Annotated in this window: 20 protein-coding genes and 1 pseudogene; 14 read left to right on the forward strand and 7 right to left on the reverse strand. The window is 63.1% G+C overall.

All coding sequences use genetic code 11. From position 1 onward, the window contains the following. Nucleotides 1–15: 15 nt before the first annotated feature. The 8 genes from purB (at nucleotide 16) to FHW75_RS20255 (ending at nucleotide 9,340) form a co-directional block, all read left to right on the forward strand. Nucleotides 16–1,386 (forward strand): adenylosuccinate lyase, encoded by a 1,371-nt coding sequence (purB, locus tag FHW75_RS20220; RefSeq protein ID WP_033693092.1) that lies wholly within the window; start codon nucleotides 16–18, stop codon nucleotides 1,384–1,386. Between the two features lie 81 nt (nucleotides 1,387–1,467). Then, nucleotides 1,468–2,634, forward strand: coding sequence for a cupin domain-containing protein (locus tag FHW75_RS20225; protein WP_016711508.1), 1,167 nt, complete (start codon nucleotides 1,468–1,470; stop codon nucleotides 2,632–2,634). Further along, nucleotides 2,627–3,055 (forward strand): GNAT family N-acetyltransferase, encoded by a 429-nt coding sequence (locus tag FHW75_RS20230; RefSeq protein WP_019096721.1) that lies wholly within the window; start codon nucleotides 2,627–2,629, stop codon nucleotides 3,053–3,055. The genes FHW75_RS20225 and FHW75_RS20230 overlap by 8 nt, the downstream gene beginning before the upstream one ends. A 166-nt stretch (nucleotides 3,056–3,221) precedes the next feature. Next, entirely contained in the window at nucleotides 3,222–5,180 is a 1,959-nt protein-coding gene (locus FHW75_RS20235) for a DNA topoisomerase III (RefSeq protein ID WP_027608787.1), read from the forward strand. A 128-nt stretch (nucleotides 5,181–5,308) separates the two neighbouring features. Next, nucleotides 5,309–6,598 (forward strand): FAD-binding oxidoreductase, encoded by a 1,290-nt coding sequence (locus tag FHW75_RS20240; protein WP_027615036.1) that lies wholly within the window; start codon nucleotides 5,309–5,311, stop codon nucleotides 6,596–6,598. 80 nt (nucleotides 6,599–6,678) lie between these two features. Then, a complete protein-coding gene (locus tag FHW75_RS20245) occupies nucleotides 6,679–7,509 on the forward strand; it encodes an alpha/beta fold hydrolase (protein ID WP_019096718.1) in 831 nt (276 codons plus the stop codon). Between the two features lie 198 nt (nucleotides 7,510–7,707). Further along, a complete protein-coding gene (locus FHW75_RS20250) occupies nucleotides 7,708–8,454 on the forward strand; it encodes an RHS repeat-associated core domain-containing protein (protein WP_080587342.1) in 747 nt (248 codons plus the stop codon). 106 nt (nucleotides 8,455–8,560) lie between these two features. Then, on the forward strand, nucleotides 8,561–9,340 hold the full coding sequence (locus FHW75_RS20255; RefSeq protein ID WP_089230016.1) for a TSUP family transporter: 780 nt from the start codon (nucleotides 8,561–8,563) through the stop codon (nucleotides 9,338–9,340). Here the strand turns inward: FHW75_RS20255 and nudC are convergent. Both nudC and FHW75_RS20265 read right to left on the reverse strand, forming a co-directional pair. Beyond that, complete coding sequence (nudC, locus tag FHW75_RS20260; protein ID WP_019096716.1) at nucleotides 9,308–10,138, reverse strand: NAD(+) diphosphatase; 831 nt, start codon at nucleotides 10,136–10,138, stop codon at nucleotides 9,308–9,310. The two genes, FHW75_RS20255 and nudC, sit on opposite strands and share 33 nt — an antisense overlap. 36 nt (nucleotides 10,139–10,174) lie before the next feature. After that, nucleotides 10,175–10,987 (reverse strand): crotonase/enoyl-CoA hydratase family protein, encoded by an 813-nt coding sequence (locus FHW75_RS20265; protein WP_019096715.1) that lies wholly within the window; start codon nucleotides 10,985–10,987, stop codon nucleotides 10,175–10,177. A 150-nt stretch (nucleotides 10,988–11,137) separates the two neighbouring features. Between FHW75_RS20265 and nhaB the strand changes: the two genes are divergently transcribed. The 3 genes from nhaB to FHW75_RS20280 all read left to right on the forward strand — a co-directional run bounded on the left by nhaB (nucleotide 11,138) and on the right by FHW75_RS20280 (nucleotide 14,362). Then, nucleotides 11,138–12,640, forward strand: a complete 1,503-nt coding sequence (nhaB, locus tag FHW75_RS20270) for a sodium/proton antiporter NhaB (RefSeq protein ID WP_019096714.1) — start codon at nucleotides 11,138–11,140, stop codon at nucleotides 12,638–12,640. A gap of 109 nt (nucleotides 12,641–12,749) precedes the next feature. Then, nucleotides 12,750–13,295: a lipocalin family protein gene (locus FHW75_RS20275; protein WP_019096713.1), complete on the forward strand. Its 546-nt coding sequence runs from the start codon at nucleotides 12,750–12,752 to the stop codon at nucleotides 13,293–13,295. Nucleotides 13,296–13,402: 107 nt separating this feature from the next. Next, on the forward strand, nucleotides 13,403–14,362 hold the full coding sequence (locus FHW75_RS20280; RefSeq protein ID WP_019096712.1) for a ribonuclease Z: 960 nt from the start codon (nucleotides 13,403–13,405) through the stop codon (nucleotides 14,360–14,362). 121 nt (nucleotides 14,363–14,483) lie between these two features. Here the strand turns inward: FHW75_RS20280 and FHW75_RS20285 are convergent, their stop codons facing one another. Together FHW75_RS20285 and FHW75_RS20290 are read right to left on the reverse strand one after the other, a co-directional pair. Continuing rightward, the gene (locus FHW75_RS20285; protein WP_019096711.1) at nucleotides 14,484–15,767 is read right to left on the reverse strand and encodes a Zn-dependent hydrolase; all 1,284 of its coding nucleotides are present in this window, start codon (nucleotides 15,765–15,767) and stop codon (nucleotides 14,484–14,486) included. A gap of 75 nt (nucleotides 15,768–15,842) precedes the next feature. Then, nucleotides 15,843–17,332 (reverse strand): annotated as a pseudogene (locus FHW75_RS20290) (NCS1 family nucleobase:cation symporter-1). A 344-nt stretch (nucleotides 17,333–17,676) separates the two neighbouring features. Here FHW75_RS20290 and hydA point away from each other — a divergent pair. The 3 genes from hydA to preA all read left to right on the forward strand — a co-directional run bounded on the left by hydA (nucleotide 17,677) and on the right by preA (nucleotide 21,822). Continuing rightward, nucleotides 17,677–19,116, forward strand: coding sequence for a dihydropyrimidinase (gene hydA / locus FHW75_RS20295; protein WP_025753444.1), 1,440 nt, complete (start codon nucleotides 17,677–17,679; stop codon nucleotides 19,114–19,116). Between the two features lie 63 nt (nucleotides 19,117–19,179). Next, on the forward strand, nucleotides 19,180–20,547 hold the full coding sequence (locus FHW75_RS20300) for an NAD(P)-dependent oxidoreductase (protein WP_183674406.1): 1,368 nt from the start codon (nucleotides 19,180–19,182) through the stop codon (nucleotides 20,545–20,547). Further along, a complete protein-coding gene (preA, locus tag FHW75_RS20305) occupies nucleotides 20,548–21,822 on the forward strand; it encodes an NAD-dependent dihydropyrimidine dehydrogenase subunit PreA (protein WP_025753442.1) in 1,275 nt (424 codons plus the stop codon). A gap of 35 nt (nucleotides 21,823–21,857) precedes the next feature. On the opposite strand, the gene FHW75_RS20310 is transcribed toward preA, so the two are convergent. The 3 genes from FHW75_RS20310 to FHW75_RS20320 all read right to left on the reverse strand — a co-directional run bounded on the left by FHW75_RS20310 (nucleotide 21,858) and on the right by FHW75_RS20320 (nucleotide 24,711). Further along, nucleotides 21,858–22,478: a TetR/AcrR family transcriptional regulator gene (locus tag FHW75_RS20310; RefSeq protein WP_016711526.1), complete on the reverse strand. Its 621-nt coding sequence runs from the start codon at nucleotides 22,476–22,478 to the stop codon at nucleotides 21,858–21,860. Beyond that, nucleotides 22,478–22,834 carry a VOC family protein gene (locus FHW75_RS20315; protein ID WP_183674409.1) on the reverse strand — a complete coding sequence of 119 codons (357 nt, stop codon included), beginning with the start codon at nucleotides 22,832–22,834 and terminating at the stop codon, nucleotides 22,478–22,480. The genes FHW75_RS20310 and FHW75_RS20315 overlap by 1 nt, the downstream gene beginning before the upstream one ends. An 80-nt stretch (nucleotides 22,835–22,914) precedes the next feature. Further along, nucleotides 22,915–24,711, reverse strand: a complete 1,797-nt coding sequence (locus tag FHW75_RS20320; protein ID WP_027608783.1) for a glycoside hydrolase family 15 protein — start codon at nucleotides 24,709–24,711, stop codon at nucleotides 22,915–22,917. Nucleotides 24,712–24,768: the final 57 nt, after the last annotated feature.

The raw sequence follows: 24,768 nt of genomic DNA on the forward strand, positions 1-24,768 counted from the left end.
GTCCGAGAACACCCCATGCAGCTTTCTTCGCTCACTGCGGTTTCCCCTGTAGACGGCCGATATGCCGGCAAAACCCAGGCCTTGCGCCCCATTTTCAGCGAATTCGGCCTGATCCGTTTCCGCGCCCTGGTCGAAGTGCGCTGGCTGCAGCGCCTGGCCGCCCACCCGCAGATCGGCGAAGTGCCGGCGTTCTCCGCCGAAGCCAATGCCCTGCTGGACAGCCTGGCCACCGATTTCAAGCTGGAACACGCCGAGCGGGTCAAGGAAATCGAGCGCACCACCAACCACGACGTCAAGGCGATCGAATACCTCCTCAAGGAGCAGGCCGCCAAGCTGCCTGAGCTGGCCAAGGTCAGCGAATTCATCCACTTCGCCTGCACCAGCGAGGACATCAACAACCTGTCCCACGCCCTGATGCTGCGCGCCGGCCGTGACGACGTGCTGCTGCCGCTGATGCGCCAGATCGCCGACGCCATCCGTGCCCTGGCCCACGCCCACGCCGACGTGCCGATGCTGTCGCGCACCCACGGCCAGCCAGCCTCGCCGACCACCCTGGGCAAAGAACTGGCCAACGTGGTGTACCGCCTGGAGCGCCAGATCGCCCAGGTTGCCGCCGTGCCGCTGCTGGGCAAGATCAACGGCGCCGTGGGCAACTACAACGCCCACCTGTCGGCCTACTCGCAGATCGACTGGGAGCAGAACGCCCGCGCCTTCATCGAAGACGAGCTGGGCCTGCAGTTCAACCCGTACACCACCCAGATCGAGCCGCACGACTACATCGCCGAGCTGTTCGACGCCATTGCCCGCTTCAACACCATCCTGATCGACTTCGACCGTGATGTGTGGGGCTACATCTCGCTGGGCTACTTCAAGCAGAAGACCGTCGCTGGCGAAATCGGCTCGTCGACCATGCCGCACAAGGTCAACCCGATCGACTTCGAAAACTCCGAAGGCAACCTGGGTATCGCCAACGCGCTGTTCCAGCACCTGGCCAGCAAGCTGCCGATCTCGCGCTGGCAGCGTGACCTGACCGACTCCACCGTGCTGCGTAACCTGGGCGTGGGCTTTGCCCACAGCGTCATCGCCTACGAAGCCAGCCTGAAAGGCATCGGCAAGCTGGAAGTGAACGAAGCCCGCATCGCCGCCGACCTGGACGCCTGCTGGGAAGTGCTGGCCGAGCCGATCCAGACCGTGATGCGCCGCTTCAACATCGAAAACCCCTACGAGAAGCTCAAAGAGCTGACCCGTGGCAAGGGCATCACCCCGGACGCACTGCTGACCTTCATCGACGGCCTGGACATGCCAGCCGACGCCAAGGCCGAGCTCAAGCTGCTGACCCCCGCTACCTACATCGGTAACGCGGCAGCACAGGCCAAACGCATCTAAGCTGACCGTCGCGTACAACGCCCGGCCTGGCCGGGCGTTTTTATTCCCGTACGAAAATTACGTTTTTTCAATAGGTTGAACATGAATCCTGATACTCCACTGCAGCTGCTCGGCGGCATCTCGGCCCGCGAATTCATGCGCGACTACTGGCAGAAGAAGCCGCTGCTGGTGCGCCAGGCCTTCCCGGACTTCATCAGCCCCATCGACCCCGACGAACTGGCCGGCCTGGCCCTGGAAGACGAAGTCGAGTCGCGTATCGTGCTGGAGCACGGCGCCCACCCGTGGGAGCTGCGCCGCGGCCCGTTCAACGAAGACACCTTCGCCGAGCTGCCAGAAAAAGACTGGACCCTGCTGGTACAGGCCGTGGACCAGTTCGTCCCGGAAGTGGCCGAACTGCTGGAAAACTTCCGCTTCCTGCCCAGCTGGCGTATCGATGACGTGATGATCAGCTTCGCCGCCCCGGGTGGCAGCGTTGGCCCGCATTTCGACAACTACGACGTCTTCCTGCTGCAGGGCCACGGCCAGCGTAACTGGAAGATCGGCCAGATGTGCAGCAGCGACAGCCCGCTGCTGGAGCACGCCGACCTGCGTATCCTGGCCGAGTTCGAGCAGAGTGAAGAATGGACCCTGGAGCCAGGCGACATGCTCTACCTGCCACCGCGCCTGGCCCACTACGGCGTGGCCGTGGACGACTGCCTGACCTACTCGGTCGGCTTCCGCGCCCCAAGCGCCGCCGAAGTGCTGACCCACTTCACCGACTTCCTGGGCCAGTTCCTGCCTGACGAAGAGCGCTACAGCGATGCCGACGCCCAGCCGGCCAGCGACCCGCACCAGATCCAGCACGACGCCCTCGACCGCCTCAAGGCGCTGCTCGACAAGCACATGAACGACAAGGACCTGCTGCTGACCTGGTTCGGTCAGTTCATGACCGAGCCGCGTTACCCCGAGCAGATCGTTGGCGAAGAGCTGAGCGAAGAAGAGCTGATCGATGCCCTGGAACAAGGCGCCATCCTGATCCGCAACCCAAGCGCACGCCTGGCCTGGTCGGAATTCGAAGACGACCTGCTGCTGTTCGCCAGCGGCCGCAGCTGCCCGCTGCCGGGCAAACTGCGCGAGCTGCTGAAGCTGGTGTGCGCGGCCGATGCCCTGCATATCGACAACCTGGCAGACTGGCTGCAAGACGAAGATGGCCTTATGCTGGTACAGCAGCTGGTCAAACAAGGAAGCCTGGGATTCGCCAATGAATAAGATCAGCGTTCGCCTCGCCGACTGGCACAAAGACAACGCCGACATTCGCCGTATCCGTGAGGCGGTGTTCATTGCCGAACAGCATGTACCGCCGGAGCTGGAGTGGGACTCGGATGACCCGACCGCTGCACACTTCCTGGCCCTGGAAGGCGACTACCCGATCGGCACTGCCCGCCTGCTGCCAGACGGGACTATCGGCCGGGTATCGGTGCTGAAGGACTGGCGCGGCTTGAAAGTGGGTGACGCGCTCATGAACGCAGTCATCGTCGAAGCGCAGAACCGCGACCTGAAGCAGCAGATGCTCAGCGCTCAGGTGCATGCCACGCCGTTCTACGAGCGCCTGGGCTTTCGCGTAGTCAGCGAGGAATTCCTCGAAGCCGGCATCCCGCACGTGGACATGGTGCGCGACTCGCGCGCCTGACCCACAACGGCACCGGCCTCTGCGCGGGCAAGCCCGCGCAGAGGCCGGCACAGGTCAATGGCACGCTCACTGACAAAAACCTGTACATCCATCCAGACAAAACTTGCCTCCGCGCCCCCGCTTGCGCATCCTAGTGCCCATCACCCCCGATGAAGCGTTCCCGGCCATGCGCCTGTTCCTCTGCGAAAAACCCTCCCAGGCAAAAGACATCGCCAAAGTGCTCGGCGCCAACCGTAAGGGCGACGGCTGCTGGCAAGGCACCGACGTCTGCGTCACCTGGTGCATCGGCCACCTGCTGGAAACCGCCCCGCCCGACAGCTACGACGAACGCTACAAGCGCTGGAACCTGGCCGACCTGCCGATCATCCCGGACAAGTGGAAGATGCTGGTCAAGCCCAAGACCGCCAGCCAGTTCAAAGCGGTCAAACGCCTGCTTGGCGAAGCGCGGGAACTGGTGATCGCCACCGACGCCGACCGCGAAGGCGAAATGATCGCCCGCGAACTGGTCGAACATTGCCGCTATCGCGGCCCGGTGCAACGCCTGTGGCTGTCGGCACTGGACGACGCGTCCATCCGCAAGGCCTTGGCCCGCCTGCTGCCCGGCCACGAAACCTTCAACCTGTACCACTCGGCGCTGGGCCGCTCGCGCGCCGACTGGCTGATCGGCATGAACATGAGCCGGCTGTTCACCCTGCTGGGCCGCCAATCCGGCTACCAGGGCGTGTTGCCGGTGGGCCGGGTGCAAACGCCCACCTTGCGCCTGGTGGTCGACCGCGACCGCAGCATCGCCGACTTCGTGCCCGTGCCGTTCTGGGCCATCGATGTGCAACTGGAACACGCCGGCCAACACTTCAATGCCCAATGGCGCGCCCCCGAGGACGCCTGCGACGACCAAGGCCGCTGCCTGAAGCACGCCTTGGCACAACAAGCGGCCACCGACATCGGTAACGCCGGCACGGCCCGCGCCGTCAAGGTTGCCACCGAGCGCGTGCGTGAAGCCGCACCACTCCCCTTCGACCTCGGCACCCTGCAGGAGCTGTGCTCGAAAAAGTTCGGCCTCGGCGCCCAGGAAACCCTCGACATCGCCCAGGCCCTGTACGAAACCCACAAGCTGATCACCTACCCGCGCAGCGACTGCGGTTACCTGCCGCAAAGCCAGCACGCCGAAGCGCCGGCCATCCTCGCCGCCTTGCAACGGGCCGATGCCAGCCTGGCGCCTCTACAGCCCTACCTGGAGCCGCAGCGCCGCTCGCGGGCATGGAACGACGCCAAGGTCAGCGCCCACCACGGCATCATCCCCACCGCCGCCGCCAGCGACCCGTCGCGCCTGCCGGCCAAGCACAAGGCGGTGTATACCCTGATCCGCGCCCGCTACCTGGCGCAGTTCCTGCCCAACCATGAGTATGACCGGACCCAGGCCGACTTCGACTGTGCCGGCCATGCCCTGCGCGCGGTGGGCAAGCAGATTGTCGAGCCGGGTTGGCGCCGCGCCCTGCCCGAGGCGTTGACTCCGGCCAAGGGCCGCGAAGCGCCACCCGCCCAAGTACTGCCGGCACTGCGCGAAGGCCAGGATTGCAATGTACAAGGCCTGCAACTGAAAGACCTGTGGACCCAGCCGCCCAAGCCTTTCACAGAAGGCGACCTGATCAAGGCGATGAAGAACGTGGCCAAGCTGGTGGATGATCCACGGCTGAAGCAGAAGCTCAAGGAAACCACCGGCATCGGCACCGAGGCCACCCGCGCCAGTATCATCCAGGGCCTGCTTGACCGAGGCTACCTGGTGAAGAATGGCAAGGCACTGGCCGCAACGCCCGCGGCCTTCAGCCTGATCGATGCCGTACCCCGCGCCATCGCCGACCCTGGTACCACGGCGATCTGGGAGCAGGCGCTGGACATGGTGCAAAGTGGCGAGATGAGCCTGGAAGAATTCGTCGCCCGGCAGTCGGCGTGGATGGGCAAGCTGGTCGAGCGGTGCAGCGGCATGCGCATGACCATCAGCGGGCCGGCTGCCGGGGCGGCGGCGCCTTGGAAGAAGAAGCGGCGCGGTGGCGGGAAAAGCAAAACGGCTGGCAGCAAGTCGGCCGCCAGCAAGCCGCGTCAGCCTCGGAGAAAAGCGACAACCTGAGGTTTATGCCATTTCAGGACTGGCCGCTTCGCGGGTAAACCACAAACTGGACTGACAGATTGGCACCATGAATTTTACCTGCTAAGTTTTCATGAAAATAATCACAATAATTTTCATGAGGTCTATGCATGTTCAAGCAGTCCGCCCAGCACGTCGCCAGCTACTACGCCCAGACCTACCCCGCCAACATCCCCCTACGCCAAACCCTGCAAGGCACCCACGACACCGATGTGCTGATCATCGGCGCCGGTTTCAGTGGCCTGCACACCGCCCTGCGCCTTACCCAGGCTGGCAAGCGCGTGACGCTGCTGGAAGCAAGCCGCGTGGCCTGGGCCGCCTCCGGGCGCAACGGCGGCCAGGCGCTACTGGGCTGGTCGTGCGATATGCCGCCGCTGGAAAAGGCCTTGGGCATCGAACGTACCCAACGGCTGTGGGCCAGCATGTGCTGGGCCGCTGACGAAATGCGCGACCTCCCCCAGCGCCACGGCTTCGAGATCGATTACCGGCTGGGCAGCCTATGGACCGCCGTGCTACCGCGCCGGGTGAAACTGCTTGAAGAAGCCCTGCACGAGGCTGAGCACAAATGGGGCTACGACGCCCTGCGCCTGATCGGCCGTGAAGAGCTGCCGCAATGGATCGACAGCCCGCGCTATCAGGCCGCGCTGTATGATGCCAAAGGCGCCCACCTCAACCCGCTGAAGCTGGCACAAGGCCTGGCCAGCGCCATCGAAGCCGCTGGCGGCCATATCTACGAACAAAGCCAGGTACTCCGCTACCTGCAGGCAGGCGATGGCTACGTTGCCCGAACAGACAAAGGCGAAGTGCGCTGCAACGTGTTGGTGCTGGCCTGCAACGCCTACATCGACCGCCTCGACCGCAGCCTGTCGCGCCGCCTGTTGCCAGTCGGCTCCTATCAGGTGGCCACCGCGCCACTGGACCCCGGCTTCGCCCGTTCGCTGCTACCGCGCAACAGCTGCGTGATCGACAACCAGTTCGTACCCGACTACTTCCGCCTTACGCCGGACCACCGCCTGCTGTTTGGTGGCGGCTGCACCTACCTGGGCGGCATCCCCAAGGACGTCGCCAGCGCCACCCGGCCCTACCTGGAGCGCGTCTTCCCGCAACTGGCCGGGGTGGCCATCGACTATGCCTGGGGCGGCCATATCGACTGCAGTATCCAGCGCACCCCGGACGTCGGCCGCGAGGGCCAACGCTACTGGCTGCAAGGTTTCTCCGGCCATGGCGTGCTGCCAACCCTGGCAGCGGCACGGGCGGTCAGTGATGCAATCCTCGGTGACGCTGACCTGCTGGCACTGTACCAAGGCATCGACAACGGCCGTTTCCCCGGTGGCGACCTGCTGGCAGCACCGCTGGAAGCTGCCGCCAAGGCCTGGTACCGGATGCGCGACCGCGCCTGAAGACGGCCGGTGCTTGCAGCCCGAAAATCTCTCCTATTCTCAATAGCTCCCTTAGGTTCCTGCACACAGGAGACACGACCATGAGCTATGTAACCACGAAGGACGGGGTGCAGATTTTCTACAAGGATTGGGGCCCACGCGACGCACCGGTCATCCACTTCCACCACGGCTGGCCGCTCAGCGCCGATGACTGGGACGCGCAGATGCTGTTCTTCCTGGCCCAGGGTTTCCGCGTGGTCGCCCACGACCGCCGTGGCCATGGGCGTTCCAGCCAGGTATGGGACGGCCATGACATGGACCACTATGCCGATGATACGGCTGCCGTGGTTACTCACCTTGGCACTCAGGGCGCCGTGCATGTCGGCCACTCGACCGGTGGTGGCGAGGTGGTGCGCTACATAGCGCGGCACCCGGAAGACAAGGTGGCGAAGGCCGTGCTGATCGCCGCTGTACCACCACTGATGGTGCAAACACCCGCCAACCCCGGCGGCCTGCCCAAGTCGGTGTTTGACGGGTTTCAGGCCCAGGTGGCCAGTAACCGGGCGCAGTTCTACCGGGATGTGCCGGCCGGGCCGTTCTATGGCTACAACCGCCCTGGTGTCGAAGCCAGCGAAGGAATCATCGGCAACTGGTGGCGCCAAGGCATGATCGGCAGTGCCAAGGCCCATTACGATGGCATCGTGGCGTTTTCCCAGACGGACTTCACCGAGGATTTGAAGGGCATCCGGCAGCCGGTGCTGGTGATGCATGGGGACGATGACCAGATCGTGCCGTATGAGAATTCCGGGGTGTTGTCAGCGAAGCTGCTGCCCAATGGCACACTGAAGACTTACAAGGGCTACCCGCATGGCATGCCGACTACCCATGCCGATGTGATCAATGCGGATCTGCTGGCGTTTATACGTAGCTGATGTCATTACCATTCCGGACCTCATCGCGAAACGACCCACCTTCGCGCAGAGGTCCGTTTGCACTGCAAAGATAAATAACGCACAACAAAAAACAGCCACTAGCCTTTGGCAATCTCCGTAGACCCATCATTTTTGCCAGTTGCACTTCTACCCTGAACGCCCGACAGTGTACTGCCTTTTCATGGCACGGTGACGCCCATGGCCTTTACCCAAAACCCAACCAGATCAGTTAATCGTTCCCACAACAAACTGCAGCACTATGCATACTCGTGCTATGGCTTCAAGGCGTCTACTCCAGCCATGCCAACACTCGGCTTCAACGGGCAAACTGTTGACCCTATAACCGGAAACTATCATCTTGGCATTGGCTATAGAGCTTACAATTGCATATTAATGAGATTTCACTCGCCTGATAGCGCTAGCCCTTTTGAAAGGGGTGGCCTGAACGCATATGCTTACTGCTCCGGAGATCCAGTTAACTATCAGGACCCTTCAGGCCATGGCAGGTTCTTCAAGAACCTCTTCAGGAGCAAAACACTTTCAGAACGCCGCGATATCTCACTTCAGGCAATCGAAGAAAACCCAGTGCTTGACAAATATAAACCCATCGCCGACAACAGCCTAAACAAACATGAACTCAAATTGATATCAAAAGCAGGCAAAGGCATAAAGGCCATTACCACCGCCAAAGCCGAGAACGAAGAATTCGTACGCAGCCTAAAACCCACCGAACAAGATAAATACCTCCACCCCTCGGGGGAAATTAAACACGACAGCATAGGAGATCAATTTGGCATCAATGAATACCATCTAGCACTTAGTGCTTATGAGTCTCTGATAAAAACCCTAGACAGCATTTTGCCTGCATACTCAAGAAACAGAGAACCCACACCCCATTCATCTTTATCACTTGCAGAACAAAGTAAAAACCTAAGAAAACAATAGCTTTTGAAAATAGAACATCTCAAGTGGGAACACATGTTAACTGACAAAATCGGGCTTCCGGCATTACTATAGCGGCCTTGACTGCACCAACTGCCTGAAGCCTCCCATGCCCTTCGAACTCACCGTAGAACCCCTAACCCTGCTGATCCTGGCCCTGGTCGCCTTCGTCGCCGGTTTCATCGATGCCATCGCCGGTGGCGGCGGCCTGCTGACCACCCCGGCCCTGCTCACCGCCGGCATGCCGCCCCACCTGGTACTGGGCACCAACAAGCTCAGCTCCACCTTCGGCTCGGCCACTGCCGGCTTCACCTACTACAAACGCAAGCTGTTCCACCCGGCACAATGGCGCCCGGCGCTGTTCGCCACCTTGGTCGGGGCATCGATTGGCGCAGTGGTTGCCCACTACATGCCGGCCGAATGGCTTAACAAGATGCTGCCGGTCATCGTCTTCGCCTGCGGCATCTACTTGTTGTTTGGCGGCACGCCAAAAGCGCCGCTGGATGCCGATGCACCGATCAAGAAGAAATGGCAGATGCCACAAGGCTTCACCTTGGGCTTCTACGATGGCGTGGCCGGGCCGGGTACCGGGGCCTTCTGGACCGTCAGTACCCTGCTGCTCTACCCCATCGACCTGGTCCGCGCCAGCGGCGTGGCGCGCAGCATGAACTTCGTCAGCAACATCGCAGCGCTGACGGTGTTCATCATTTCCGGGCAGGTGGACTACATCGTCGGCCTGTGCATGGGCCTGTCGGTGATGATCGGTGCCTTCTTCGGCGCACGCACGGCGATCAGCGGCGGCAGCAAGTTCATCCGCCCGGTGTTCATCACCGTGGTGCTGGCGTTGACCGTGCGCCTAGCGTGGCAGCACTGGTTCGGGCAGGCCTAAGCGACGCGCAACGTACAAATCGATCAGATAACGGGCGATGGAGCGCCCGGCCGGCAGCGGCGGCAGGTCGTGGACACTGAACCACCGGGCGTCCTCGATCTCGTCCGGCTGCATGACGATGTCGCCCCCCGCGTACTCGGCATGGAACCCCAGCATCATCGAATGCGGAAACGGCCAGCACTGGCTGCCGACGTACTGGATGTTCTGCACCTCCACCGCCACCTCTTCTCGTACTTCGCGCACCAGGCAGTCTTCGGCCGACTCGCCCGGTTCGGCAAAGCCTGCCAGGGTGCTGTACACACCGGTGACGAAGCGCGGCGAGCGCGCCAGCAGGATTTCGTCGCCACGGGTCACCAGCACGATCATGCTCGGCGAAATGCGCGGGTAGCTGCGCAGATCGCAGGGCTGGCAGTACATCGCCCGCTCCCAGCGGATTTGCGTCATCGCCTGGCCACAGCTGCCGCAAAAGCGGTGCTCGCGGGCCCAGGTACCGATCTGCGCGGCATAACCCAGCACCTTGTAGGTGTCGAAGTCGCCTTCAAGCATGAACGCGCGCAGGCCACGCCAGTGGCAACCGGGCACGTCAGTGGCGCTGCGCAGCTCCAGCAGGAACACCGGTTGGCCGTCGAAGTGGCCGATGCCATGCTCGCACAGTACATCGAGATCCTGGCGCTTGAGCCAGTCGCGGGGGAACAGCGCGCCGTTGTCGTCCACCAGGAACCCTTCCGGACTGCGGGCCACGGCCACGCCCCCGGTTATCTGCGGGTCGAGTACTGCAGTTGTCCAGCGTGCTGACATATCGGGGGTTCCTTTACTGCACGTCCCCCGGCCCGATCAGTCGGCGAACGTCGGTTTCTGTTTGCTCATGTGCGCCGTCACGGCCACACGCAGGTCTTCGGACTGCAACATCGCGGCGTTCCAGGTGGCGATGTAGTCCAGGCCATCGTCAATGCGATGGTCACGCATGTAGCTGAGCATTTCCTTGGTGCCGGCCACGGCGATCGGCGATTTTGCGGCAATCTCGCGGGCGATGGCAAAGACCCCGTCAAGCAATGCGGCCTGATCATCATAGACCCGGTTGACCAAGCCGATGCGCAGGGCTTCGTCCGCCGCAACGTTGCGCCCGGTGAAGGCCAGCTCACGCATCATGCCGTCACCGATGATACGTGGCAAACGTTGCAGTGTGCCGACATCGGCGGCCATGCCCATGTCGATTTCCTTGATCGAGAACTGGACATCGTTGCTGCAGTAGCGCATGTCGCAGGCCGAGATGAGGTCGATGGCACCACCGATGCAGTAGCCTTGCACGGCAGCCAGCACCGGCTTGCGGCACTTGTCCACGGCAGTGAACGAGGCCTGCAGGCGCTGGATGGTCTTGCGCAGGAAGCGCGCATTGCGGCCCACATCCTTGCCCATCTGCCCGGCCAGCGACGCCAGCATCATCAGGTCGATACCGGCGGAGAAATGCTTGCCGGCACCGCTGATCACCACCGCGCGCACCGCATCGGTGTCGTCGATCCACTGGAAGATGTCGATGATCTCCTCCCAGAAGGCGGTGTTCATCGCGTTGACCTTTTCCGGGCGGTTGATCTGAACGTGGGCAATGTTGTCGGTCAGTTCGACCTTGAATGCGCTGTACTCGGTCACGGGCGGCACTCCTGCGGGTGAAGGGTTCATGGCTCGGATGGTAACCCAGCCCGATGACCGCACTTGTGCCAAAAACGGGACTGCACGCCTTGCCTAAGACGCGCCGTTCCGGCACCGTGCGCCATCGCCGAATTATAAGGATACAAATACATGTCACGCTCCCCGACCGGCGCCCTCGCCCACAGTTTTCTGGGCCAGTCGCCGCTTTGGTACAAGGCGGTCATCTGCCTGTTCCTGGTGCTCAACCCCCTGCTCCTGGTAACCGTAGGCCCGGTTGCGGCCGGGTGGGCGCTGGTACTCGAGTTCATCTTTACCCTGGGCATGGCGCTGAAGTGCTACCCGCTGATGCCCGGCGGCCTGTTGCTGATTGAAGCCCTGCTGCTGCAGATGACCACGCCACAGGCGCTGTACGAGGAACTGCAGCACAACTTCCCGGTGATTCTGCTGCTGATGTTCATGGTTGCCGGTATCCACTTCATGAAGGAACTGCTGCTGTTCCTGTTCTCACGCATCCTGCTGGGCGTTCGCTCGAAGGCAGTCCTGTCCCTGCTGTTCTGCGTGCTGTCGGCATTCCTCTCGGCGTTTCTCGATGCGCTGACCGTGACGGCGGTGATCATCAGCGCTGCGGTTGGCTTTTACGCCGTTTACCACCGTGTCGCCTCCGGGGCCAACCCGCGTGAAGACAGCGCGCTCGATAGCGATCAGCAAGTGGCACAATTGCACCGCGAAGACCTCGACCAGTTCCGCGCCTTCCTGCGCAGCCTGCTGATGCACGGCGCGGTGGGTACTGCCCTGGGCGGTGTTTGCACGCTGGTGGGCGAGCCGCAGAACCTGCTGATCGGCCATGAAATGGGCTGGCACTTCGCCGACTTCTTCTTCAAGGTGGCGCCCGTGTCGCTGCCGGTACTGGGTGCCGGCCTGCTCACTTGCGTGCTGCTGGAGAAGCTTCGCCTTTTCGGCTACGGCACGCTGATGCCTGAACCCGTGCGTCAGGTGCTGGCCACCTATGCCGCCGAAGACGACGACGCGCGCACCCAGGCCCAGCGCCTGGCGCTGTGGGTGCAAGGGTTGGCTGCGCTGATCCTGATCGTATGCCTGGGGCTGCATGTGGCCGAGGTTGGTCTGATCGGCCTGATGGTGATTGTGCTGATCACGGCCTTTACCGGCATCACCGATGAGCACCGCCTGGGCCGTGCCTTCCAGGACGCCATGCCGTTCACATCCTTGCTGGTGGTGTTCTTCGCCGTGGTGGCAGTGATTCATCAGCAGCAACTGTTCAGCCCCTTGATCAGCTGGGTGCTGACGCTGCCTGCCGAGCAACAGCCGGGCATGCTGTACCTGGCCAACGGCCTGCTGTCGGCAATCAGCGACAACGTGTTCGTTGCCACCATCTACATCACCGAAGTGAAGCAGGCGTTTCTCAATGGCGGCATGAGCCGCGAGCATTTCGAGACGCTGGCGGTGGCGATCAATACCGGTACCAACCTGCCCAGCGTGGCGACACCGAATGGCCAGGCTGCGTTCCTGTTCCTGCTGACCTCGGCGATTGCGCCGTTAATCCGGCTGTCGTATGGGCGGATGGTGTGGATGGCCTTGCCTTACACAGTGGTCATGGGTGGGCTGGGGTGGTGGGCGGTGACCTACTGGTTGTAATCGTTCGACGGGGACTTATGTACACCCTCCGCCACAATCCCGTACAACTTTTGCCCTGCGCCCGCATCGAAGCACAGGTAAGCCCCCATCCGTTCCAAGGAGTTTCGCCATGGCACTACGCACCCCGTTGCTGCTGTCCTGCATCACCCTGGCCCTGCTCGGTTGCGCCGGTAACGATCACCCGGCACCGCCGCATACCCAGCAGGTCGACCTGCAACGCTACCAGGGCACCTGGTACGAACTGGCGCGGCTACCGATGTTCTTCCAGCGCAACTGCGTGCAGTCCGAGGCGCACTATGGCCTGCGTACCGATGGCCGCATCGACGTGACCAACCGTTGCCAGGAAAAGGACGGCCAGTGGAATGAAGCCAAAGGTGTCGCCGAAGCCCAACAACCGGGCAGTACCGACAAGCTGTGGGTACGCTTCGACAACTGGTTCAGCCGCCTGGCCCCCGGCCTGACCAAGGGCGAATACTGGGTGCTGTACCACGACAAGGACTACCGCGTGGCGTTGGTCGGCCACCCCAACCGTGAGTACCTGTGGCTGCTGTCGCGCACGCCGGCGGTCACCGACCAGCAACGCGAGCAACTGCTGAGCATCGCGCGGGAGCAAGGCTATGACACCAGCAAGCTCATCTGGCGGCAGGCAGACTAGCTCACCATCGACGGCCTGCGGCAATCCGGTTAAGGTGTGCGCCCTTTATCGACTCGAAGGATGCGCGCTTCGATGACGCCAGCCTGTACGAGCAAGGAGCCCTGAGCATGGACCTGCTGTTCCTGGGCACCTCTGCCGGGGTGCCGACCAAGGCGCGCAACGTCAGCGCCACTGCCGTGATCGAAGCCAGTGGCAGCCACTGGTACCTGGTCGACTGTGGCGAAGGCACCCAGCATCAACTGCTGCACACGCCGCTGTCGATCCGTGACTTGCGTGCCATTTTCATCACCCATGTGCACGGCGACCATTGCTTTGGCCTGCCAGGCTTGCTGGCCAGTGCCGGGATGAGCGGGCGCACCCGGCCGCTGGAGCTGATTTTGCCCGCCGCACTGCATGACTGGGTCCGTCAGGGCCTGTTGGCCAGCGACACCTTCCTGCCCTTCGAACTGCGCCTGCTGGCCGTGGAGGACGTGGCCGAATGGCGCAGCGAGACCCTGCAAGTGACCACCGTGCAGTTGTCACACCGGGTACCGAGCGTCGCTTTCGTGTTCACCGAACTCAACCCCGAGCCGCGCCTGGACATCCAGCGCCTGGAAGCCGAAGGCATTCCACGCGGTCCACTGTGGGGCGAGCTGGCCAAAGGCCTGAAGACGCAGCATGGCGGGCAGTGGCTCGACGGTAACGACTACTTGCGCCCTTCGCGCCCGCCGCGCCGGGTGATCGTGTGCGGGGACAACGACAACCCCGAATTGCTGGCCGATGCCGCCAAAGGCGCGGATGTGCTGGTGCACGAAGCCACGTTCACCCAGGCAGTGGTCGAGCGCACCGGGGTTACCTTCGGTCACAGCACCGCAGCAGCGGTAGCGCGCTTTGCCGAAGCGGCAGGCGTGCGCAACCTGGTGCTGACGCACTTCAGCGCCCGCTACCAGAGCGATCCCAGACGCAGCCCGAATATCGATAACGTGCGTGACGAAGCCCTCGCCCACTACCACGGGCAACTGACCCTGGCGCAGGACCTGCAGCGCTATCACATAGGCCGCGATGGCTGTCTTGTAGCTGTTGGGTGATTTATGCCAAGAGATAGGCGTGGTGCTGACAGGTGCCAGCCTTGAATTTTGAGGTGGCGCGTAAACCGAGCGCCGCGCGGCCGGCGCTCGATCTCAAAGACGCCACATAACCCACGCCAGGCTAGGCCGCCAAGCGCCCGCTGGCAATGGCCTCCGATGCCGCCAGCATCGCCCGCAGCAATACCGCACACCCTGCCGCCAGGTCACCCGGCGTGGCGTTCTCGATCTCGTTGTGGCTGATGCCGTTTTCACACGGCACGAAAATCATCCCCGCCGGCCCTAGCTCGGCCAGGAAGATCGCGTCATGCCCCGCACCGCTGACGATGTCCATGTGCGGCAGGCCCAATGCCTTGGCCGACTCGCGCACCGCATCGACACAGCCCTTGTCGAAGTACAGCGCCGGGAAGTCAGCCGTGGGGACCAGTTCATGGCTCAGGCCATGCTTGGCACAGGTGGCTTCGATCACCCCGCGCACCTCGGCAATCATCGCATTCAGCTGCTCGCCCTCCAGGTGGCGGAAGTCCAGGGTCATGCGCACTTCACCCGGGATCACGTTTCGCGACCCGGGGTACGCCTGCAGGCATCCTACGGTGCCGCAGGCATGGGGCTGATGGCCGAGGGCGGTGCGGTTGACCGCTTCCACTACCGCAGCGGCACCGACCAATGCATCCTTGCGCAGGTGCATGGGCGTCGGGCCGGCATGGGCCTCGACACCACGCAGTGTCAGATCGAACCACTTCTGGCCGAGGGCACCCAGCACCACGCCGATGGTCTTGGCCTGATCTTCGAGGATTGGCCCCTGCTCGATATGCGCTTCGAAATACGCCCCCACCGGGTGGCCCAGCACCGCACGCGGACCGGCATAGCCGATGGCGTTCAACGCCTCGCCAACGCTGACACCCTGGGCATCTCGCTTGGCCAGGGTATCCTCCAGGGTGAACTTGCCGGCGAACACCCCTGAACCCATCATGCACGGCGCAAATCGCGAACCTTCTTCGTTGGTCCACACCACGACTTCCAGCGGCGCTTCGGTTTCCACGCCCAGGTCGTTGAGGGTGCGGATCACCTCCAGCCCGGCCATCACCCCGAAGCAGCCATCGAACTTGCCGCCGGTGGGCTGGGTGTCGATATGGCTGCCGGTCATCACCGGGGGCAGCTTGGGGTTACGCCCGGGGCGGCGGGCAAAGATGTTGCCGACGGCGTCGATGCCGACCGTGCAACCGGCGGCCTCGCACCACTGCACGAACAGGTCGCGGGCCTGGCGGTCGAGGTCGGTCAGGGCCAGGCGGCAAACGCCCCCTTTCGCGGTGGCGCCGAGGCGGGCCAGGTCCATCAGCGATTGCCACAGGCGGGTGCTGTCGACGTGGTGGGCATTGGTTTTCAGGATGTCTTGAACTGGAGTCACGGGTTTCTCCTTCAGGCTTTTTGTTGTCTGTTCGGGCCTCTTCGCGGGCGCGCCCGCGAAGAGGCAGACTGGGTCTCAAGGCAAGGGCTTGGCCAGCCGCGCCGGATTGCGCGCCGCCACGCCGGCGAAGACGTAATACAGCCCCCCACCCAGCAGCGAGCCGGTGAACCAGCCGTAGTCGTAAACCAGCTGAAACTGCTGTTGCCAATGGCCATCACGGTAAGCGCCACCGGCAACGCAAAGGCGGCAAACCCGGCCCAGTTCCACGCGGGATACACGTCATCCCGGTACAGCCCGGCCAGGTCCAGCTGCTGCCGACGGATCATGAAGTAGTCCACCACCATGATCCCGGCAATCGGCCCGAGCAGGCTGGAATAGCCAAGCAACCAGTTGGAATACACGCTCTCCAGGCTCAGGTCGGACACGATCCAGCCCAGTTTTTTCAGCAGCTCATGCCCCATCAACGCCAAACCGATGAAGCCGGTCAGCCATACGGCACGGCTGCGTCCGATCAGGCGAGGGGCAATGTTCTGGAAGTCGTTGGTCGGTGACACGATGTTGGCGGCGGTGTTGGTCGACAGCGTGGCGATCACGATCAGTGCCATGGCCAGGGCCACCCAGAACGGGCTGTGGATTTTGCCGATCAGGCTGACCGGGTCGGACACCGTTTCGCCCACCAGCGATGCCGAGGCAGCGGTCAGCACCACACCCAGTGAAGCGAACAGGAACATGGTCAGCGGCAGGCCGAAGATCTGCCCCAGAATCTGGTCTTTCTGGCTGCGGGCGTAGCGGCTGAAGTCGGGAATGTTCAGCGACAACGTGGCCCAGAAGCCGACCATGGCGGTAAGCCCGGCGCAGAAGTAACTGACCACGCTCGCCCCTTCCGGACGCTTGGGTGGCTGGGCCAGCAGTTCGGTCATCGACATGTGCGGCAACGCCCAGAACAGCAGCCCGACGCCCACCGCCACCAGCAGCGGTGCCGACAGTGTTTCCAGCCACTTGATCGACTCGGCGCCGCGCAGCACCACCCACAGGTTCAGACACCAGAAGATCATGAAGCCGATCACCTCGCCGGTGCCGCCCAGTGCTTTCCAGTCATCGAACACCGACCCGAGGAACAGGTGAATGGCCAGCCCGCCAAACATCGTCTGGATACCAAACCAGCCGCACGCGACCACCGCGCGGATCAGACACGGGACGTTGGAGCCGAGGATGCCAAAGGACGAGCGCAACAACACCGGAAACGGGATGCCGTACTTGGTGCCGGGGAACGCGTTGAGGGTAAGCGGAATCAGCACGATCACGTTGGCCAGCAGGATAGCCAGCAACGCCTCGCCCACGCTGAGGCCGAAGTAAGCCGTGAGCACGCCGCCCAAAGTGTAGGTGGGCACGCAGATGGACATGCCTACCCAGAGGGCTGTGATGTGCCATTTGTTCCAGGTGCGCTGGTGCACTTTGGTGGGCGCGATGTCGTGGTTATAGCGCGGGCTGTCGAGGACATCACTGCCCTCGGACAGCTCGAACAGGCCATCTTGCTCGACCACTTCCGATCTGCTCTGTTGCATGGGCCCTTCTCCAGATTTTCTTTTAGTTGTTTGCTCATCGGGCTAACTCGATGGCCGGAGTACGCACGCGTAATCGTGCTTAAAAATCTCGACCAGATTTTCATCTTGTCAAGTAAGTCAAAAACCTCCGAAAGCCCCGAAACCAGCGCTAACTAAATAATTAATCGTTAAATATCAGTCACTTAAAAACCACAAAAATAATAGGAAAATTTTCTTGATGAATCACCAATCAGCATCTAGCCTCGAATCTTGTCAGGACTGACAGGATTAACCGCCCTGCCCGCCCTGCACCCGTGACAATTCCAAGAACCGGCCCAGACCGGTCAGCCTGCGAGGAAAACGGCATGTCCCTGTTGATCCGTGGCGCCACCGTGGTTACCCACGAAGAGAGTTACCCCGCCGATGTCCTGTGTGCCGATGGCCTGATCCGCGCCATCGGGCAAAACCTCGAACCCCCGACCGACTGCGAGATCCTTGACGGCAGTGGCCAGTACCTGATGCCCGGCGGCATCGACCCGCACACCCACATGCAGTTGCCGTTCATGGGCACCGTGGCCAGCGAGGACTTCTTCAGCGGCACCGCTGCGGGTCTTGCTGGTGGCACCACCTCGATCATCGATTTCGTCATCCCCAATCCGCAGCAATCGCTGCTGGAGGCCTTCCACACCTGGCGCGGCTGGGCACAGAAAAGCGCCAGCGACTATGGCTTCCACGTCGCCATCACCTGGTGGAGCGAGCAGGTGGCCGAAGAGATGGGCGAGCTGGTGGCCAAGCACGGTGTGAACAGTTTCAAGCACTTCATGGCCTACAAGAACGCCATCATGGCCGCCGACGACACCCTGGTGGCCAGCTTCGAGCGCTGCCTGCAACTGGGTGCCGTGCCTACCGTGCATGCCGAAAACGGCGAGCTGGTGTACCACCTGCAGAAAAAACTGCTGGCCCAAGGCCTGACCGGGCCGGAAGCCCACCCGCTGTCGCGCCCGTCCCAGGTCGAGGGCGAGGCGGCCAGCCGCGCCATCCGCATTGCCGAAACCCTCGGCACGCCGCTGTACCTGGTGCATGTTTCCAGCCGCGAGGCACTGGATGAAATTGCCTATGCGCGGGGCAAGGGGCAACCGGTGTATGGCGAGGTGCTGCCCGGCCACCTGCTGCTGGATGACAGCGTCTACCGTGACCCGGACTGGGCCACTGCGGCCGGCTACGTGATGAGCCCGCCGTTCCGCCCGCGTGAACACCAGGAAGCCCTGTGGCGCGGCTTGCAGTCGGGCAACCTGCACACCACCGCCACCGACCACTGCTGCTTCTGCGCCGAGCAGAAAGCCATGGGCCGCGACGACTTCAGCCGTATTCCCAACGGCACCGCCGGCATCGAGGATCGCATGGCGGTGCTGTGGGATGCCGGGGTGAACAGCGGGCGCTTGTCGATGCATGAGTTCGTTGCCCTCACCTCTACCAACACGGCGAAGATCTTCAACCTGTTCCCGCGCAAGGGTGCCATCCGCGTTGGCGCCGACGCCGACCTGGTGCTGTGGGACCCGCAGGGCACCCGCACCATCTCCGCCCAGACCCACCACCAGCGGGTGGACTTCAACATCTTCGAAGGCCGCACCGTGCGTGGCATCCCCAGCCACACCATCAGCCAGGGCAAGGTGCTGTGGGCCGATGGCGACCTGCGTGCCGAAGCGGGCGCGGGGCGGTATGTGGAACGGCCGGCGTACCCGTCGGTGTATGAGGTGCTGGAACGCAGGGCCGAGCATCAGCGCCCGACGCCCGTGCAGCGTTAAGGCCCTTGGGGCTGCGAAGCGGCCCCTGTCGCCTGCCCCCATAAAAATAGAGAGGCTACAACCGTGATCGACGCCCTGAAACACTTGCCGCGCCCAAGGGCCGGTGCCGACCAGTTGGCCGAGCGCTTCAGCGACCTGGCCCCACCCCTCACCGCTCGCCAGGCCGCCGTCGAAAGCGCGCGCTGCCTGTACTGCTACGACGCGCCCTGCGTCAATGCGTGCCCCAGCGACATCGACATCCCCTCGTTCATCCACCGCATCAGTGACGAAAACCTGCAAGGCGCCGCCGAGCGTATCCTCTCCGCCAACATCCTCGGCGGCAGTTGCGCCCGTGTATGCCCCACCGAAATCCTCTGCCAGCAAGCCTGCGTGCGCAACAACGCGCAGGAGTGTGCGCCGGTACTGATCGGCCAGCTTCAGCGCTACGCCCTGGACAACGCCCACTTCACCGAACACCCGTTCAAGCGTTCCCCGGCTACCGGCAAGCGCATCGCCGTGGTCGGTGCCGGGCCTGCCGGGCTGTCCTGTGCCCATCGCCTGGCCATGCACGGGCATGACGTGGTGGTGTTCGAGGCCTGTGACAAGGCTGGCGGCCTCAACGAGTACGGCATCGCCCGCTACAAACTGGTCGACGACTATGCGCAACGTGAAGTGGAATTCCTGCTGGGCATCGGTGGCATCGAAATTCGCCATGGCCAGCGCCTGGGCGGCAACCTCAGCCTGGGCGAACTGCGCGACCAGTACGACGCAGTATTCCTTGGCCTCGGCCTGAATGCCGTGCGCCAGTTGGGCCTGCCCGATGAAGAAGCCCCCGGCCTGCTCGCCGCCACCGCATACATCCGCGAACTGCGCCAGGCCGATGACTTGAGCCAACTGCCCTTGGCCGACCGCTGCCTGGTGATCGGTGCCGGCAACACCGCCATCGACATGGCCGTGCAGATGAGCCGCCTGGGCGCCCGCGACGTCAACCTCGTGTACCGCCGTGGCAATGCCGACATGGGCGCCACCGGCCACGAGCAAGACATTGCCAAGGCCAACCAGGTGCGCCTGCACACCTGGGCCCGCCCCGATGCCGTACTGCTGGATGACGCTGGCAAGGTGCGCGGCATGCGCTTCGCCCGTACCGAGCTGGCCGACGGCCGCCTGCGCGACACTGGCGAAACCTTGGAGCTGGCCGCCGATGCCATCTTCAAGGCCATCGGCCAACGCTTCGACGATGCCAGCCTCGGCGACCCGCTGGCTGCACAGCTGGTCCGCGAGGGTGAGCGCATCCGTGTCGACGAGACCCTGCAAACCAGCCTGCCGGGCGTGTATGCCGGCGGTGACTGCACCGCCCTGGGCCAGGACCTTACCGTCCAGGCCGTACAGCACGGCAAGCTGGCCGCCGAAGCCATCCATGCCCGACTCATGCTCAACGTGGAGGCAGCGTAAATGGCCGACTTGTCTATTGTGTTTGCCGGCATCAAGGCACCGAACCCGTTCTGGCTGGCTTCCGCGCCGCCCACCGACAAAGCCTACAACGTGGTCCGCGCCTTCGAGGCCGGCTGGGGCGGCGTGGTGTGGAAAACCCTGGGCGAGGACCCGGCGGCGGTCAACGTGTCGTCGCGTTACTCAGCACACTACGGCGCCAACCGCCAGGTGCAGGGCATCAACAACATCGAGTTGATCACCGACCGTTCGCTGGACATCAACCTGCGCGAAATCACCCAGGTGAAGAAGGACTGGCCTGACCGTGCACTGATCGTGTCACTGATGGTGCCGTGCGTGGAAGAATCGTGGAAGTTCATCCTGCCACTGGTGGAAGCCACCGGGGCCGACGGCATCGAGCTTAACTTCGGCTGCCCGCACGGCATGCCTGAACGGGGCATGGGCGCGGCGGTCGGCCAGGTGCCGGAGTACGTGGAAATGGTCACCCGCTGGTGCAAGACGCACTGCTCGCTGCCGGTGATCGTGAAGCTTACGCCGAACATCACCGACATCCGCCAATCGGCCCGTGCCGCGCACCGGGGCGGGGCCGATGCGGTGTCGCTGATCAACACCATCAACTCCATCACCAGTGTCGACCTCGACCGCATGGTCGCCCACCCCATCGTGGGGGACCAGAGCACCCACGGCGGTTACTGCGGCTCGGCGGTCAAGCCGATTGCGCTGAACATGGTGGCGGAGATCGCCCGCGACCCGGAAACACGCGGTTTGCCAATCTGCGGCATTGGCGGCATTGGCAACTGGCGTGATGCGGCGGAGTTCATGGCCCTGGGCAGCGGCGCCGTGCAGGTGTGCACGGCGGCGATGCTTCATGGGTTCCGCATTGTCGAGGACATGCAGGACGGCCTGGCGCGCTGGATGGACCAGCATGGGCATGCCAACATCGAAGCATTTCGCGGGCAAGCGGTGGGTCATACCACCGACTGGAAGTACCTGGACATCAACTATAAATCGGTGGCGCATATCGACCAGGAGGCCTGCATTGGTTGCGGGCGCTGCCACATAGCCTGTGAGGATACATCTCACCAGGCCATTGCCAGCACGCTGAAGGCTGACGGCACGCATGCCTACAGTGTGATCGAGGAGGAATGCGTGGGCTGCAACCTGTGCCAGATCACTTGCCCGGTGGAAAGCTGCATCGAGATGCAGGCGCAGGATACGGGCAAGCCGTACATGAACTGGACGCAGGATCCGCGTAATCCCTATCGCGAGGCCAGCTGAGCAATTGGGGCCGCACAGCGGCCCCATTTTCCGGTTCAGGGCTCTAGCCCAATCCCCCGCAAGATCACGCTGGTCACCGTCTGCACCGCACTCTCGAACGCCATGTCCGAGAGCATCTCCCCGCCATTGAGCAATTCAACCTGGTAACCAAAGTCGGCGTAATGCTGAGTCGAAGCCCAGATCATGTACAGCAACGCCGACGGCTCCACCGGCAGAATGCGCCCCTCCTCTACCCAGCGGCGGATCTTGTTCTCTTTCAACTTGGCCCAGGGCACCAGGCTTTCATCCAGGTTCACCCCCAGCACCGGCGCCCCGTGCAGCATTTCTTCGGCCCAGATCTTCGAACCCAGCGGCCGCGAACGCGAATGCCCCATCTTCGCGCGGATGTAACTGGTCAACACCACGCGGGGGTCGTCGAAGTTCTCGAAGCACAGCGCGTCCTGCTTCCACACGTCCAGCAAGTCTTGCAGTACGGCGCGGAACAGGTCGTCCTTGGTGCTGAAGTAATAGTGCAGGTTGGAGCGCGGCAACTCGGCCTGTTCGGCAATATCGCCCATGGACGTGGCGCCATAGCCTTTTTCGGCGAACACCTTTTCCGCCGCCTGCAGAATCTTCTCGATATTGCGCCGGCGGATTTCGATCTTGTGGTTGGCCATCAGCCCTGGGCCGTCCACACCGCCAGTTCATAACCGTCCGGGTCGATGAAGTGGAAGCGTCGCCCGCCGGGGAAGGCAAAAGTTGCCCGGCTGATTTTCGCCCCCGCCGCCTCGACCCGCTGCTGCGTGGCCTCCAGGTCGTCAGCGTACAAAATGACCAGCGGACCACCCGGGCGTACCGGCTCGCCGGTGGTGAAGCCCCCGGTAAGGCGACCATCGCTGAACTCGGTGTAGGTGGGCCCGTAATCGGTGAACGCCCAGCCGAACACGCTGCCGTAGAAGGCCTTGCTCCGTGCGATGTCGCTGACATTGAACTCGATGTTGTCGATCTGCCGATCATTACCGCGAATGCCCATGGGTGCTCCGTGCCTAAGGGGTTTGGCCTAGTCTACTCCGCTTGCTCCAACGTGGTGCAATCCCTTGGTGCACGTCGCACCTATCTGCAACTCGCCCGGTCACGCACCGGGCACTGTGCCCGGTGCAAGTTGAGCGCAGTGTTGATGATGCCGATATGACTGAACGCCTGAGGGTAGTTGCCAAGCATGCGCTGGCCGGCCGGGTCATATTGCTCGGCCAGTAGGCCAAGGTCGTTGCACAGGCCGATCAGGCGTTCATACAGCGCCTGCGCCTCTGCCTGGCGCCCGAGTAATACATACACGTCAGCCAGCCAGAACGAGCACACCAGGAAAGTACCCTCCCCGGGCGTCAGGCCATCACTGCAACTGTCGCTGTCGTAACGCAACAGCAGGCCGTTCTTCAGCAAGCGCTGTTCGATCTGTTCAAGCGTGCGTAAAAAGCGTGGATCATCTGCCGGCAGAAATCCGGTCAGGGCGACCTGCAACAGGCTGGCGTCCATTTCTGAAGAACCGTAGGCCTGGACGAAATAAAGACCGCTGGCGTCAAGGCCGCGCTCACAGACTTCACGGTGAATCTCATCGGCCACCTGGCGATAATGCCGCCCACGCTCGCGGCCTTCCTCCGTGGTGTCGGCCAGCCCCGCAGCACGGTCGAAGGCGACCCACGCCATCACTTTGGAGTGCACGAACTGCTGCCGGCCACCGCGTACTTCCCAGATGCCTTCGTCCGGCTCGCGCCAGATGCGCTCGACGTAAGGCAGGATCAGGCGGGAAATGGCAGCGCTGCGCGGGTGGCGCGGCAAGCCACCCTTGATCGCCTGGGTCATGGCATCGGCCAGTTCGCCGTAGATGTCCAGCTGCATCTGCTGCGAAGCGGCGTTGCCCACCCGCACGGGTTGCGAATGCTCGTAACCGGCCAGCCACGGCAACGTGTATTCCTGCAAGTCGCGCTCGCCAGCCAGGCCGTACATGATCTGCATCTGTTCAGGGTTGCCAGCCACCGAACGCAGCAGCCATTCCCGCCAGGCCTGGGCTTCGTCGAAATAGCCCAGGTTCATGAACGCCAGCAGGGTCATGGTGGCGTCGCGCAGCCAGCAGAAGCGGTAGTCCCAGTTACGCTCCCCACCCAGGCGCTCGGGCAGCGAGGTGGTAACGGCGGCGACGATGCCGCCGGTAGGCGCGTAGGTCATTGCCTTGAGGGTAAGCAACGAACGGCGCACCAAGGCCGTGTAGGGGCCTACCTGCGGGCAACGGGCGGCGAAGGCCTGCCATTGATCGATGGTGTGGGCCAGGGCTTGGTCACTGTCGCGGTCGGGTTGCACTGGCAGGTGCGAGGGCTGATGGCGCAGGCTGAAGATATGCCGCTCACCTGTACCAACGCGAAAACGGGCGACGGTATGGTGGTCGCGGGCATGCGGCGGCACGGTGCTGCACAGGATCAGCCGGTCAGGGCCGGCGACGGCGCTGAGGGTGAGTGGGTCGAGCCGTTCCACCCAGGGCACGCTGCGCCCGTAATCGAAGCGCATGACCAGATCCATTTCGAAGTTGGTTTCACCAGAGATGCCCTCGACGATTCGCACCACCGAATTGACCTCGCCCAAAGGCATGAAGTCGAGCACGCGGGCACGGCCAGTGGCGGTGACCCAGGTGGTTTCCAGCACCAGGGTATCGTCCAGATAACGCCGGCTACTGTGCTCGACCGGGTCGCTGGGGGCCAGGCGCCAGCGGCCGTTTTCTTCGTTGCCCAGCAGTGCGGCGAATACGGCTGGGGCGTCGAAGCGTGGCAGGCACAGCCAGTCGAGCGAGCCATCACGGCTGACCAGGGCAGCGCTGCGGCAGTTGCCCAGCAGCGCGTAGTCTTCGATGTGGGCGGGCATTCAACCTCCTTGATGTGGTTGCCTGTGCTGGCCCTTTCGCGGGCTCGCCCGCGAAAG

Origin of the sequence: Pseudomonas sp. OG7 (genome assembly GCF_014192825.1) — a bacterium.
Lineage (GTDB): Bacteria > Pseudomonadota > Gammaproteobacteria > Pseudomonadales > Pseudomonadaceae > Aquipseudomonas > Aquipseudomonas monteilii.